Consider the following 13313-nt stretch of genomic DNA (forward strand, 5'->3'; position numbering starts at 1 on the left):
TGAGCAAATTTGCACAAAATGGTACCACAGACAACTAAATTATGGAAAAGTTGAACGTAACAGAATCCCGGAAGGCATTGGTGGATGCGGCCCGTCAATGGGCAACAAAAGAACAGGTTCCGATAAACCTTGTTGTCAATCAGTCTATTGATGAAACGTTGCAAGTCAGGATTTACAGAAATAACGAAGCCGTATATGCACTACCGGTACTTATTTTTTTGCACGGTGGAGGTTGGTTACGAGGAGATTTAGATACGCATGATGATGTTTGCAGGCGTTTGGCTTCGGATGGTAGTTTTATGGTCATTGCCGTAGATTATCGTCTTGCACCGGAGCATGTATTCCCGGCTGCGGTGGATGATGCTTTCACTGCTTTTCAATGGATATTGGATAACGCCAAAGCCATTAATGCCGATGCCCGGAATATTGCGGTTTGCGGGGATAGTTCCGGTGGGAATCTTGCTTTGGCATTAGCTCAAAAAGCAAAAGAAAACAACAGGATGCTGAAAGGCATAGCGGTTGCCTATCCGCCCTTGAACTATGATTTTGAAACGTCATCTTATCAGCAATTTGCTGATGGCTATGGGCTCACAAAAGACCTGATGAAATGGCTCTGGGACAGATATCTTGGAGACGCTGCTACTGGTGAAAACCGTCTTGCATCTGTTCTGAAAAATAATTTTGAGCATTATCCCCCGACCTTAATCATTGCTTCTGATGAAGATCCCTTGCGTGATGACGGAAGACAGTTATTCGAAAAGATGCTGACGGCATCGGTTGCTGTAACCTACTCCTTTCACCCACAACACACGCCACGCCTTTTTACTACAAACGTCCGTAGAAAAAGCAGCTAAAGTTGCCCAGCAGGAGATTATAGACTTTTTAAAGAATAAAGTTTTTATTGCGTAAAAATTTTATTCTTTACCAACGGTTTAGCTGAAAAAGGATTGTCTTTATTGAATGATTTGAAAGGGGAAATTGGTTCTTTGGTAGTTTGTTCGATGCAAATATTTAACCATATACAGTAATAGGGTAAGGTAGAAAGACCGAAATTGCTAGGTTGTTCAACGTCTGACCCAAGGGCACTTACTTGCAAAAAAATAAAAAGTCATAAGTACTGTTTCTTTTACTTGTGATTTCCAGAATACCGTTGCAAACAATGTTCTATCAAAAGTTCGAAGTGTGCTACGGAATACTTCGAACAAATGGAAATTGAATGTATTTATTGAGGCTTGATCTTTACAATTTTATTGCCTTGCAATATTACAAGCTCCGTATTCTTTTGCTTTTTAAATTCAATCAGTTTTTCGTATGCCTTTTCAAGCCCTTTGAGAATTTTATTTTTTTCTTCAAGCTGTATTTCAATTGTTGTCATAATAATTCTTTAAAATGGTGAATTTATCTTGGTTCATAATGTTGAGTAGACCATCAATTGTCATATCGGCTAAAAGATCGTGTCTGCCCTCCGAATTGTCAAAAATCAAAGCCCCGTCAACAATTGGGAGATAAAGGTCAAACAAGTTCTTAATGCCTTTTATGTATCTTCTTTCGATTACTTCAGGGTCAATATTATGTCCACCTTCAGACACTCTTATTTTTACACGCTCCTTAGCCAATTCAATATTTTGAAGCCAAAAGAACAACAGGGTTACACGATAACCATTTTCTTTTGCCTCCACAATTTTGCTTTTATAACTCCTGGTTGATAATGTTGTTTCAAACGCAAAGCTTTCGCCTTCAGATAATAGCTCATTTATCCTGTTCAACATTATTCGCCCGGCTTCAAAAGAAACCTTTTCCGGTTGAAATGGAGACAGGCCTTTTGCAATCTCATCGGCATTGACAAATTCTTTACAGTCTAAAATTTCAGGTAAAATCGTAAATGAAGCAGTCGTCTTTCCTGCCCCATTGCAACCTGCAATTATATAAAGTTTTTATCATTCATTCATTTTCAATTGTGAGTTGTGTAGCTCTTGTTATATTACTTTCTCTCCACCAACTATTATCAATAGCTCCACCTTCTCCTGCCCAGCAGCCAACAACCGTTCATAAAGCTTCTTATTCTCTTCAATGGTTTCCATCAACTTATCGAGCGGACTGAATGTGCAATTATGATTGGTGCATTCACAGTTTAGTTCTCAAACGTGTCTAAAAAAATTCACTAACCCCTCATCCGGCCTATTCTTTATCATTCCTTCCAGCATACCGAGTATCACGCTGGTAGACCAGATCAGCGTATCTGCCAGGATCTCCTTCGCCAGCAGCAATCCGTATTGCTGGCTCGTGCCCAGATCGTGTGCCAGAACATCTTGCTTTATGCCCATTACGTCACACATGCGTCTTACGTTTCATCCGTGATGAGGTGTTCTGATAGATTATTTATAGAGTAAACGTAATTAACTTGTGGCACATGTACCGGGCGAAATCTGTGGTAATTTACACAGGCTTTTGGTAAAATACACGACCGGTGTGTAGGTTGCAAAGCATGGTCGCTGTTGCTTTGTATCAACAAAAAAATAAACTGTGCAAACCGCAAGTCCCCAGATTACTAAACTCATCACGCACAGGCCGGTATTTTATAAAGCGTTCAGCAGAGTCCATAGCAATATGGCAACATTATTTCACTATTGCGGCTGAGTGGCAAATGGCTACAGGATAGCAGCTTTCAAATAGGCTATATGGTGGACATTGCCTGCAAAAATGGCCGGCTCATCATCACCATTGCCAAAGAGCAAAAGTATGAAGCATTGCGAGAGCGGGTGTAAATCTTTACCATATACAGTAAGGCAGAAAGGCCAAAGTTATCCCAGGAGTATTTTAATTCGCTCGCAGGTCTTTATCATTTCTCCCTGATGGAACCGGTATGTTGGGCCTGCCACGCCTATCACAGCCAGAATACGTCCTTTACACAGATAAGGCACAGCCACGCAGTTTAACTCTTTCTCGTATTCTTCAAAATCGAGGGCATAGCCATTTTTTCTGATGCTCATCAGCTCCTCCTGGAAAGCCGCCATATTTCCATCGTACATTTCTTCCAGGAAAACCCTGGAAAGATGTGGCGAATACGCCATAAATACCTTGCCGATTGCGGTGTGCTTCATTTCAAATTCCCTACCCAGTTCCAGGGAGATGCGTACAGATTTGTTGGGTTCACATTTGTATTCATACCGGAAATGGCTTCCCAACTGAACCGCTAAATAGGCGGTTTCATCCGTATCTGCACTTAATTTTTCGATAAGCGGTTTCAGCTCCCTTTTGATCTGGTACAGCGATTTATCGGGAAGGTACAGTTCGCTGATTTTGGGCGTAATCCGATAACGGGGCGAACGTTCGTCCTGCTCCACATAGCCCAGTTCTTTCAGGGTATTCAGGAAATTGTGTACGGTCGTATTTTGTAAGCCGACAGCTTCCGCTATATCGTTCAGTCTTACCAGATTACCGTTGGTAGCAATATAATGCAATATCTCAAATGTTCTTTTTACCGATTGAATCATAATTATTCAATATTGGTGAATAAATAGAGATTTTATATCGATTGTCTCTTAATTAGTTCAAAATTAATACAGATTTGCTCCCTAAAAAGTTGGAAAATGAAAAGAAAAGTGATTGTCACGGGAGCAGCTGGAGGTATAGGCAAAGGAATTGCCGCTGTATTTGCTCAGAAAGAGTACGAGCTGGTTATCGTAGACCGTAATAATGAACAGTTGCAGCAGACCCAAGCCGAATTTATCGCCTTAAATCCGGCATTGGGCATCCAAACGGTCGCCACCGATTTATCAACCCCGGAAGGTAAGGAATACCTGTATACACAGGTTCCCGAAACGGACGTATTGGTCAATAACGTGGGTTATTACGAAAACATAGATTTCTTTGACTTGCAGGAAGTCCATTGGCAAAAGATGATAGACCTCAATTTTATGATCGGCATGCAGCTTTCCCAAGTCTATTTCCGGAAGATGCTGGACAAGAAAAAAGGCAGGCTCATCTTTATTTCATCCGAGTCTGCGATCAATCCCGACAGCGAGAAAATCCATTACTGCGTGGCAAAGACCATGCTGCTCAGCCTTTCCCGTAACCTGGCAGAGCTGACCAAAAATACGGAAGTCACCGTCAACTGCATTCTTCCCGGCCCTACGCTGACCACCGGAACCGAAAAATTCATTACCGAACGTTACAGCCCCGATTTAAAAGAGGCAGAAAGAAAATTTATGGCAAGCCGACCCACTTCCATTATCGGCAGGCTGATACGCCCCGAAGAAATTGGGAATGCCGCAGTCTTTCTGGCGGATGAAAACAGCGGGGCCATCAACGGAAGCAATCTTCGGGTAGAGGGTGGTATCGTAACTAGCATTATCTAACTTTAAAAACATCCTACAATGACAACATTTCAGACCAGCAATATCAGTCTAGAAACGGCGAACATGCTGATAGACAGAGCGATTGGAGAGGCTTTAAAGGGTGATTTTGCCATCGTCGCTTCCGTGGTGAACAAAGACGGAGTACTGATCGCTCTCAAGAAAATGGATCATTCGGTAACAGGCCCGGTTGAAGTGTCTATCAAGAAAGCGAGAACGGCAGCACTCTTCGGTTTCAATTCCCATGAGTTTGGCAAAATCGCACAGCCGGGACAGCCCATTTACAGCATCGAAAATACCAATGGCGGAATGATCAGTTTCGGTGGCGGTGTAACGCTGCTAAAAGACGGTAAGGTTATCGGAGCGTTGGGCGTTGCGGGTGCTTCTGTGGAGGATGATGAGCGGATTGCACTGTTGGCTGCGGGGAGTGGGCAGTTTTCATAAGGGCGAAAATATATATAAGATATGCCCCAGACGGCGGGTTCCGCCTACGCCATTACGTACAAGTACGACGGCAAAATTTACGATGCCTGTCAGTAATACGACGTTGAAGCAAAACGGTCTATACAGTTACGACTCGGATACTGAAGGTAACCTTCCCTGAGCATACAAACCGATGGGGGCATAATCACTCATTTCTTTGAACTGACGAAGAAGGAAAAGGCTTGGCCCATGCGGGCCGGGCCGGTTTCAATCCAATTTGCTGAATACTTCCCTATCGTAAAAAATTAAAAAATAATACTGGGAAGTCATGAATAGAGGTATGTCCTTTATCTCAACAATTTCAATGCTAATTTCAAAAGCAAGTACAAAGCGATTGCGTTAGCAAGCTCACCGCGAACGATTACCCATCATGCCGACTGTTTTCGGTAGGTAGTACGGGTTTAGGAATCTGGGTAGGATGCACCGATTCCCTTTTTTGATTCCCCACAGCTAGCGGGCAAATGATGTCTGTCGGCTTCAATCTAGCGTAATTAGAAGAAACGTTACAGTCTGTTTCTTTTTTGATCTACATCAAGGTTTCCGCGGGCGGACTTCGGCACTTTTGCAGGGTCAATTATCGAAAACGTTGGTCCCATGAAGAATTATTTCAAGTACATCAACACCCTGTTTGTGGTGATCCCGATGACGCTGATCATGGCGTTTGTCGGCCTGATGCGTAACTATGGCTTTGGTCCCGATTGGGGCATGAAGTTTCTAAAGGCTTGGAGTGTCATGCTCCCCGTGGCGTATGGAGCTGCCTTCCTGATTATTCCTAACGCCCGTAAACTCGCGGAAAAAGTAACGAACAAATGGTAACTTAAGTAACACGGAGTGAATGCACGAACAACTAAGTCAGTACATTACCAGTCAGATCAAGGTCAATGAAGAGGAACTAAGGACGATTCTCTCGTATTTCAAGCCCCTGACCCTAACCAAAAACGAACTCGTGGTAACCCACGGACAAACCAGCCAGCGGACCTACTTCGTTGGCAAAGGTTGTTTACGCGTGTGCTTCATCGACGAAAAAGGACAGGAAGCCACCCGCTATTTTGCTTTCGAGAACCAATTTGCCACGGCTCTGGTCAGTTTTATTACCAGCGAACCTTCCGAAGAATTCATACAGGCGGTTGAACCCACGGAACTGCTTTACATTAGCCATACAGATTTCCATCAATTACTGGATACAATTCCGCAGTGGGAGAAATTTTATCGCTACTATCTGGAGAAGGCGTATGTGAACAACACCAAACGGCTGATGTCTTTTCTGATTCAGGATGCCGCCGAAAAGTATCGGCTGTTACTGGCCGAGAATCCAGTCATCGTCAGACGTCTTTCCAATAAACTAGTAGCCTCTTACCTCAATATTTCGCAGGAAACGCTCAGCAGGCTGAAAGCCAGAGTGAAATGAGGATCGTAACCAATCGTTTTCGAACAGCTCCAAGGTGTTTGTTACCGGATCAGCGGTTTATTCCACAACCTTTATCCGCTTGTTTCTCTCGGCGGTTTCCCTGCCCCAGCGTGCTACGGCTTCGAGCAAGGGGATAAGCGTTTTGCCGAAATCGGTCAGTTCATATTCTACTTTTAAGGGCGGTTTGCCGGTATGGACCGTCCGTTTAACCAAACCGTCTTCTTCCATTTCTTTGAGTTGCAGGCTTAAGGTCCGCTCTGTAATCACCTTACATGCTTTTCTTAGCTCACTATATCGTTTTTTTTCGATTAAGTGAATCAGGATTACTGCTTTCCATTTGCCGCCTATGTATTTCATTGTCAGGCTGGTAGTACAAGGGAATTCCTTATCGTCTATACAATACATCAGTTACTATCGTTTTTGACCATTATTGCGAAGGTATGACACTATACTTAGTTTTGCAACTATAAAAAGTATAGTTAAATCAAAAATCGAAAACAATGCATTTTTTAGACCTTGCCAAAACCAGGTACACCACCAAAAATTATGATCCGAACCAGAAAATTTCGGACAGTAACGTGCAGCAGTTAAAAGAAATTTTACGGTTAAGCCCGTCATCTATTAATAGTCAACCGTGGAAAGTCTTTTTTATTGAAGACGAAAAAACAAAAAATGAACTGGCCGATGCTTCGTACTGGAACGCCCAACGAATTAAGGACGCAAGCCATCTGGTTGTATTTACCGCAATCGATGCTATTGAAAAATTTGAGCAGCAGATTAATGAAAATTTGCCGGTAGGTTCGGTCAATTACTACAACAATTTCCTGAAACCATTACCCGAAACGGAAATTAGATCCTGGCTACAGCATCAGGTCTATCTTTCGCTCGGCTTTTTCCTATCGGCCTGTGCCAGTATGGAAATTGACAGTACCCCGATGGAGGGTATTCAAAATGAAGAATACGACAAGATACTTCAACTGAACGGTTACAAAACGTTGTTTTCCGTTGCTGTGGGTTACAGAAATCCCGAAGACAGTAACCAGCCATCGCTGAATCCGAAATCGCGTTTGCCTTTAGACCAGATCATTCAATCTATTTAAAAACGTGAAGAAGTATGTGTTAGCTCTTAGCGTGCTGATAGGGGCAGATGCTTCTTCGCAAACGGTCAATTATGAGGTCTTTACCACGGTTGATCAATCTGTAGGAAACATTGCTTTCACTTATGCGGGCGATTTGGTATATAGCCACCATCCCTTTTTTAATCCTGCTTTCAGAGTAGTGCGATATGATGCTAAAAGTAAGACAACCACTCCGTTTCCAAATGAAAAATGGAACACGCCCAGACAGACAGACGACCATTTCCTGAGCAGTGTTTTAGGCATTCGTAACGATGAAAACGGTATAGTCTGGATGTTGGACATGGGGTATAGAAATGCTATCACGCCAAAAATTGTGGGCTGGAATACCATTACTGATCAATTGGAGCGAATTTATTACCTGCCCGAAACGTCGGTTGTTCCGACTTCGCAACCCAATGATCTGGTGGTGGATACCAGACACCATGTTTTTGTGATTGCGGACGAAGGCATTGGAAATGGCGGCAACGGCAGCACCGCAGCTTTAATTGTGGTGGATATGAAAACCGGTAAAACCAGAAGGTTATTGGAAGGGACAAGGACTACTTTACCCGAACATAAACCCACAATAATCAAAGGAAAACCTTTGGGAATAAACGGTAAAAATATTTTAGTAGGTTGTGACGGTATTACCGTGGATAAAAATTTTGAATGGCTGTATTATGCCCCATTGAACGGCAGTAAGCTATATCGTGTAAGAATGGCCGATTTATTGAACGAAAGCCTACCTGAAAAAGAATTAGATCAAAAAATAGAAATCTATTCAGCGAAACCCAATAATGGGGGCTTAAGCATTGATGAGGCAGGGAATTTATATGTAACAGCAATGGAAACCAATAGCGTAGCGGTTATTCTGGCCAAAGACAAAAGCATACACCCAATCGTTACTGATGAAAACTTACTTTGGCCAGACGGCATAAGCTATAATACGGCAGATGGTTATATGTACGTTTCGGCGGCACAGGTTCATTTGGGAGCGATTTTCAATAAAGGTAAAAATTTGGTAAAAGCACCGTTTTATATTTTCAGGTTTAAGCCTATAGCGAAGGGCGTCGCGTATCGATAAGTCTACGTCCATCCTAAATTGTTAACTCAAAAATATCGTTCAATTTTCCGAAAAAATCGCGGTTCTAAAAGAGTAGTCCGAATGTGTTTTGTTCGATATTTTGGTAGAATTTAGATTCAGAGGTAGAAATCTATTTTTTTATCTTTATCCTTATCGAAAATATTACCGAAGAACATGGATGATAAGATGAACTAGTTAACATTTTTATCACACTATTTACAGCCTTTCCTACAAACGTATAGAACAAGCCCATGAAAGCAGCTTTAATTTTAATTGATATTCAGAATGATTATTTCCCCAACGGAGCCAATGAGCTTGTCGGAAGCGAACAGGCAAGCCTTCGGGCCAGGGAAATCCTGACCAGCTTTAGAAAGAAAAATGATCTTGTCGTACATATTCAGCATGTATCAACAAGAGCAGGCTCCACCTTTTTTCTCCCTGACACATTCGGAGCAGAAATCCACGAACAGGTCAAGCCCCTTGAAAACGAAAAAGTAATCGTTAAGCATTATCCAAATAGTTTTCGGGAAACCGAATTGTTGGTGTATTTGAAAGAGAACGATATTAATCATTTGGTCATAGCGGGGATGATGACCCATATGTGCGTGGATGCCACCGTAAGGGCTGCAAAAGATCTAGGTTATACCATTGAGGTTATTGCAGATGCCTGTGCAACAAAAGATCTTGAAGTAAACGAAATACCTGTAAAAGCGAAAGATGTTCAGACCGCATTTTTAGCAGGATTGAATTATTTCTACGCTACGGTTAGAAAAACAAAAGACTATTTAGGCCACGAGTGAGGTTAGGAAAGAAAACCGCACTCTCGGGACTATTTCAAACGGAAAACTGCTTTGGTAAAAGCTGGGCTGAAGTGCTAAATTAAAATATTGGTATCTCTAAACTCGGCTTTTACTTCATATCTCATCTTATAATGTAATTCCGTCTGTCCAACGGTTTGAAAGTTTAAGCTTTCGTAGAGTTTTTTAGCTCTATCATTAATTTTAAAAACCTGTAGTTCAATATTTTTTTTCTGTTCTATTGCAGTTTTAATAACATCGAGAAGAACTTTAGTTCCAATTTTTTTACCTTGAAAAGATGTTTCGATGAGAATACTTTCAATAAATATACTATAATCGTTAACCAAAGTTGAAATGTAACCAACCTCGTGATTTTCGTTAATTATTATTTTAATTTTATTAGGGTCAAATTGTCTTTTATGAAACTCAAGCTGTACAGTATTGTCCCACCCCCAAATTTTCTCCACAAGTTGTCTCGTAGAATTTGTTTTAATTCTAAATGTCAATTCAAAGTCATTTTCGTCTGATTGTCGATAAGAAATCATTTTCTTTGTTTTTTCTTTTGATATAAATTATTTACTCACCAAAATTATAACATCTTGGTCACTTTATAGGTTATAATTTTCACACTCTTAATTACTGATGTTTCTGAATTATTCATTGTCTGTTTCGCTGTCGTCTTAAATTAACTAAACAAACTGTTTTTCCTGTACTGAGTCAGGCTGATATTTTTTATATTTTTTGAAAAATTTATTCAGATGACTTTCGTCAGAAAAGTTGAGAGTATGTTGGGGAATTGCAATAAGCCGAAATAGCAGCCCACTAGTAGTCGGTAAGTGCTTGCCACTGAGAAGTCATACGTTTGTTGCTTGGTCGCTACAAAGTTGGCCTGACTACCAGCTTATTGCAATTCTCCAATATATTCTAAATTATAATTTTCTACAGACCGGAGCGTATTTTATTAAGGTTTTAGAAGAAGATTAAAGATAAACTAAGTAATGAATTAAATAGTAAGTCGATACATTTGAATTGGTAAATTTTGCAATTTGAATCTTCAATCCATCATTTACAGTGAGCCACATTTTACGCCGGCACATCGAAGCGATTACTCCCATCAGCGATAAAGAGTTTGACTATGTATTATCGCATTTTCAAACAAAAAAGCTCAAAAAACATCAATTTCTGGTGCAGGAAGGGGATGACGTGGTCAATGATTATTTCGTGGTTTCCGGCCTTTTGAAAGCGTATTTCGTCAACCCTGATGATGGAAAAGAACACATCATGCAATTTGCCTGGGAAGACTGGTGGATTACGGATTATCAGGCCTACTTTAACGAAGCGACCGCCACGCTGACGATTGACTGCATCGAAAATGTGGAAGTCCTGTGCCTTTCCTTGCACAACCGGGATAAAATCTGTGCGGAACTGCATCAAATGGAACATTTCTTCCGCCGGAAATCCAATGCCGGATACGTAGCCTTACAACGCCGGATTTTGTCGCTGCTCACCAGCTCTGCCAGGGAACGGTATGAGCAGATGCTCAAAAGTTACCCCTCACTTTTCCAGCGGGTTCCCAAATCGTATATCGCTTCTTACCTCGGGGTTTCGAGGGAAACCCTGAGCAGGCTTCGTACTTCGTCTTAAATTACTTGCTCAAAAACTCGCCTTTTTCGCTGACCACCTTATTGCCCCATTCCGTAATGGCTTCCAAAACGGGAGTAAACGATTTCCCGAAATCAGTCAGGCTATAAACAACCTTGACCGGTGGTTTTTGGCCATAGACTTTCCTGGATAGTAACCCGTCTTTCTCGAGTTGTTTTAACTGTAAACTTAGGGTCATTTCGGTAACAGAGGGTATTTCCTTACGAAGTTCACTATATCGTTTGGGTTCGTTCCGCAAATGGTATAAGATAACTGCTTTCCATTTTCCCCCCACCAAATCCATCGTGAGACTAACCGTACAGGGATAGGTTTTCTCGTTCAGTTTCACATAATCACCAATACATTCTGTTTTCATTACGTATCCTTTTTTGCACCTATCCATTTCGATAGATATTGTAAAAGTAGGGTGCTCAAAATAGTTTCGCAACTATACTAATTATAGTTTAAATGGAAACTAGAGCAATGGAGTCAAACGTAACAGGCTTGCAGGAACCAGATGACAAGCCGCTCATTACGGTCGTTGGGGTTTTGGGAAAACAGGGACAGAGTGCTGCACACGCGTTGCTGGAGAGCGGGCGGTACCGTGTACGCGGCATTACCCGCCGTATTCATTCGCCGGAGGCACTCAAATTGGCAGAAAAGGGCGTTGAACTCATCAGTTTGCCCCTCGACCTCGGCTATCAGGACAAGTTTGTGCAGGCATTCAGAGGCTCTGCTGGCGTTTTCCTGATGACTCCAAACATTGCCCCGCCAGCGACGCACGAATTTGAGCTGGGCAAACAGCTGGCCGATGCCGCCGTTGAAGCAGGGGTACAGCATATTGTTTTCAGCAGCCTGGAAAACGTCGATGAAATATCCGGTGGAAAACTGTTCGCTCCCCATTTTACGGACAAAGCCCGAGTAGAAGCCTATATCCGAACCCTGCCCTTAACCAGTTCATTCATCTATATGGCTTTCTTTTTCACCAACCTGATCGAGTTTTATACGCCCCGGTTAACAGGTGATACACTTGTATTTCCAATCTATCTGCCCAAAGATTTCCGTGCACCGTTTGTTGATCCGCTTACGGCAACCGGACCTGCTATTTTGGAAATGTTTTCCAATCCTGATCAATATTCTGGTAAGTCCTTACCCATCATCGGTGATCTAATTTCCCCAGAGGAACTAGTGGAAACCTTTACTAAAGTTACCGGACAAAAAGCGGAATATAGCTCTGCTTATTCACGGGAAGAAATGCTCCGTCATTTCCCCGAATTCGGTTCAAACGAGGCTTTAGTACAGGAAATTTTGGGGATGACTGCCTATGCGGTTGAATATGGATATTTTGGCAAAAACCGCGACCTGGAATGGAGTCGGCAGATGAATCCCCAAAGTCTTACCTGGGAGCAGTTTCTTCGACATACAGGCTGGACGGGTCAAAAATGGATGTATTGATGAGGATCATAAGATCCATGATTACGATCAGAACCAGCAGTTAGTGTGATGTAAATCACACCAAATCTGTGATTTACCTCCTGTGCTGAATTTTCCATTTTGCTGAATTTTGTTCGGTCAGTAAGGTCAATGAAAATGAAAGGATTCACCATTTCAGCGGTTTTAACGGCGTTCAGTGTTTTGGCATTTTCAAATCACTTGCAGGCCCAAAACAACCATTCAGTACGTATGGAAAAGAAAGTTTTATTCGTGGTTACGAGCCACGACAAGAAAGGCGACACCTGACAGCCCACCGGTTATTATCTGGGCGAAGTATCGCATCCCTGGGACGTATTGCATGCTGCGGGTTACGAGATCGATTTTGTGAGTCCGAAAGGTGGTAAAGCTCCCGTAGACGGCCTTAACCTCGACGATGCCGTCAACCGAAAGTTCTGGGAAGACCCCAACTATCACCACAAAATTGAACATACCTTGACGCCTTCAGAAGTAAAACCTGAAGATTACGTGGCCATTTTCTACGCCGGCGGACACGGCACGATGTGGGATTTTCCCCAAAATGAAGCCCTGGCAGCAATTGGGAGGAAGATTTACGAAAACGGCGGTGTGGTAAGTGCCGTTTGTCACGGGCCATCGGCCCTGGTGAACGTTACGTTGAGCAATGGAAAGTACTTGGTGGATGGAAAAAAAGTCAATGCGTTTACCAATGAAGAAGAAGTGGCCGTAAAGCTGGACAAAGTGGTTCCGTTTCTCCTGGAGGAAAAGCTGAAAGAGCGAGGGGCCCTATTTGAAAAATCAGGACTTTGGCAACCGCATGTGACCGTTGACCAGCGGCTGGTTACGGGACAAAACCCGCAGTCGGCGAAAGGGGTGGGGGAAGCGGTTTTGGCGGAATTGGAAAAACAATGATGATCCTTGCCACAAACTATTTCGTGACCATGTCGGGCGATTGCCCGTACATGGTCTGTTTGTTAT

18 protein-coding genes are annotated in these 13313 nt (G+C 42.5%); 12 read left to right on the plus strand and 6 right to left on the minus strand.

All coding sequences use genetic code 11. From position 1 onward, the window contains the following. The first annotated feature begins 41 nt into the window (after positions 1 to 41). Positions 42 to 854 carry an alpha/beta hydrolase gene (locus QE357_RS01505; protein ID WP_309705245.1) on the plus strand — a complete coding sequence of 271 codons (813 nt, stop codon included), beginning with the start codon at positions 42 to 44 and terminating at the stop codon, positions 852 to 854. 368 nt (positions 855 to 1222) lie between these two features. On the opposite strand, the gene QE357_RS01510 is transcribed toward QE357_RS01505, so the two are convergent. Together QE357_RS01510 and QE357_RS01515 are read right to left on the minus strand one after the other, a co-directional pair. After that, on the minus strand, positions 1223 to 1375 hold the full coding sequence (locus QE357_RS01510) for a hypothetical protein (RefSeq protein WP_198555215.1): 153 nt from the start codon (positions 1373 to 1375) through the stop codon (positions 1223 to 1225). Then, positions 1362 to 1925, minus strand: a complete 564-nt coding sequence (locus QE357_RS01515; protein ID WP_309711283.1) for a zeta toxin family protein — start codon at positions 1923 to 1925, stop codon at positions 1362 to 1364. The genes QE357_RS01510 and QE357_RS01515 overlap by 14 nt, the downstream gene beginning before the upstream one ends. Positions 1926 to 2627: 702 nt before the next feature. On the opposite strand from QE357_RS01515, the gene QE357_RS24975 reads away from it, so the two are divergent. Beyond that, positions 2628 to 2765, plus strand: coding sequence for a SymE family type I addiction module toxin (locus tag QE357_RS24975; protein ID WP_157830297.1), 138 nt, complete (start codon positions 2628 to 2630; stop codon positions 2763 to 2765). Positions 2766 to 2801: 36 nt separating this feature from the next. On the opposite strand, the gene QE357_RS01520 is transcribed toward QE357_RS24975, so the two are convergent. Further along, positions 2802 to 3494: an IclR family transcriptional regulator gene (locus tag QE357_RS01520; protein ID WP_309705248.1), complete on the minus strand. Its 693-nt coding sequence runs from the start codon at positions 3492 to 3494 to the stop codon at positions 2802 to 2804. A 96-nt stretch (positions 3495 to 3590) separates the two neighbouring features. Between QE357_RS01520 and QE357_RS01525 the strand changes: the two genes are divergently transcribed. The 4 genes from QE357_RS01525 to QE357_RS01540 all read left to right on the plus strand — a co-directional run bounded on the left by QE357_RS01525 (position 3591) and on the right by QE357_RS01540 (position 6246). Beyond that, entirely contained in the window at positions 3591 to 4358 is a 768-nt protein-coding gene (locus QE357_RS01525) for an SDR family NAD(P)-dependent oxidoreductase (RefSeq protein ID WP_106636532.1), read from the plus strand. 18 nt (positions 4359 to 4376) lie between these two features. After that, the gene (locus QE357_RS01530; protein WP_106636533.1) at positions 4377 to 4799 is read left to right on the plus strand and encodes a heme-binding protein; all 423 of its coding nucleotides are present in this window, start codon (positions 4377 to 4379) and stop codon (positions 4797 to 4799) included. Between the two features lie 633 nt (positions 4800 to 5432). After that, entirely contained in the window at positions 5433 to 5654 is a 222-nt protein-coding gene (locus QE357_RS01535; protein ID WP_106636534.1) for a DUF2798 domain-containing protein, read from the plus strand. Between the two features lie 19 nt (positions 5655 to 5673). Further along, on the plus strand, positions 5674 to 6246 hold the full coding sequence (locus QE357_RS01540; RefSeq protein WP_307141774.1) for a Crp/Fnr family transcriptional regulator: 573 nt from the start codon (positions 5674 to 5676) through the stop codon (positions 6244 to 6246). Positions 6247 to 6303: 57 nt separating this feature from the next. On the opposite strand, the gene QE357_RS01545 is transcribed toward QE357_RS01540, so the two are convergent. After that, positions 6304 to 6603 (minus strand): helix-turn-helix domain-containing protein, encoded by a 300-nt coding sequence (locus QE357_RS01545; protein WP_232793674.1) that lies wholly within the window; start codon positions 6601 to 6603, stop codon positions 6304 to 6306. 143 nt (positions 6604 to 6746) lie between these two features. Between QE357_RS01545 and QE357_RS01550 the strand changes: the two genes are divergently transcribed. The 3 genes from QE357_RS01550 to QE357_RS01560 all read left to right on the plus strand — a co-directional run bounded on the left by QE357_RS01550 (position 6747) and on the right by QE357_RS01560 (position 9248). Beyond that, positions 6747 to 7346: an NAD(P)H-dependent oxidoreductase gene (locus QE357_RS01550; protein ID WP_309705256.1), complete on the plus strand. Its 600-nt coding sequence runs from the start codon at positions 6747 to 6749 to the stop codon at positions 7344 to 7346. Positions 7347 to 7350: 4 nt separating this feature from the next. After that, positions 7351 to 8448: an L-dopachrome tautomerase-related protein gene (locus tag QE357_RS01555; protein ID WP_309705258.1), complete on the plus strand. Its 1098-nt coding sequence runs from the start codon at positions 7351 to 7353 to the stop codon at positions 8446 to 8448. 251 nt (positions 8449 to 8699) lie between these two features. Continuing rightward, positions 8700 to 9248: a cysteine hydrolase family protein gene (locus QE357_RS01560; protein ID WP_309705261.1), complete on the plus strand. Its 549-nt coding sequence runs from the start codon at positions 8700 to 8702 to the stop codon at positions 9246 to 9248. Between the two features lie 74 nt (positions 9249 to 9322). On the opposite strand, the gene QE357_RS01565 is transcribed toward QE357_RS01560, so the two are convergent. After that, positions 9323 to 9790 (minus strand): GNAT family N-acetyltransferase, encoded by a 468-nt coding sequence (locus QE357_RS01565; RefSeq protein WP_309705263.1) that lies wholly within the window; start codon positions 9788 to 9790, stop codon positions 9323 to 9325. 526 nt (positions 9791 to 10316) lie between these two features. Between QE357_RS01565 and QE357_RS01570 the strand changes: the two genes are divergently transcribed. Beyond that, positions 10317 to 10889: a Crp/Fnr family transcriptional regulator gene (locus QE357_RS01570; RefSeq protein WP_307141779.1), complete on the plus strand. Its 573-nt coding sequence runs from the start codon at positions 10317 to 10319 to the stop codon at positions 10887 to 10889. Between the two features lies 1 nt (position 10890). On the opposite strand, the gene QE357_RS01575 is transcribed toward QE357_RS01570, so the two are convergent. Next, complete coding sequence (locus QE357_RS01575) at positions 10891 to 11262, minus strand: helix-turn-helix domain-containing protein (protein WP_309705265.1); 372 nt, start codon at positions 11260 to 11262, stop codon at positions 10891 to 10893. A gap of 92 nt (positions 11263 to 11354) precedes the next feature. Between QE357_RS01575 and QE357_RS01580 the strand changes: the two genes are divergently transcribed. Continuing rightward, on the plus strand, positions 11355 to 12341 hold the full coding sequence (locus QE357_RS01580) for an NmrA/HSCARG family protein (protein ID WP_309705267.1): 987 nt from the start codon (positions 11355 to 11357) through the stop codon (positions 12339 to 12341). Positions 12342 to 12644: 303 nt separating this feature from the next. After that, complete coding sequence (locus QE357_RS01585) at positions 12645 to 13247, plus strand: type 1 glutamine amidotransferase domain-containing protein (protein ID WP_309711286.1); 603 nt, start codon at positions 12645 to 12647, stop codon at positions 13245 to 13247. Positions 13248 to 13313 lie beyond the last annotated feature (66 nt).

Origin of the sequence: Siphonobacter sp. SORGH_AS_0500 (genome assembly GCF_031453245.1) — a bacterium.
Taxonomy (GTDB): Bacteria; Bacteroidota; Bacteroidia; order Cytophagales; family Spirosomataceae; genus Siphonobacter.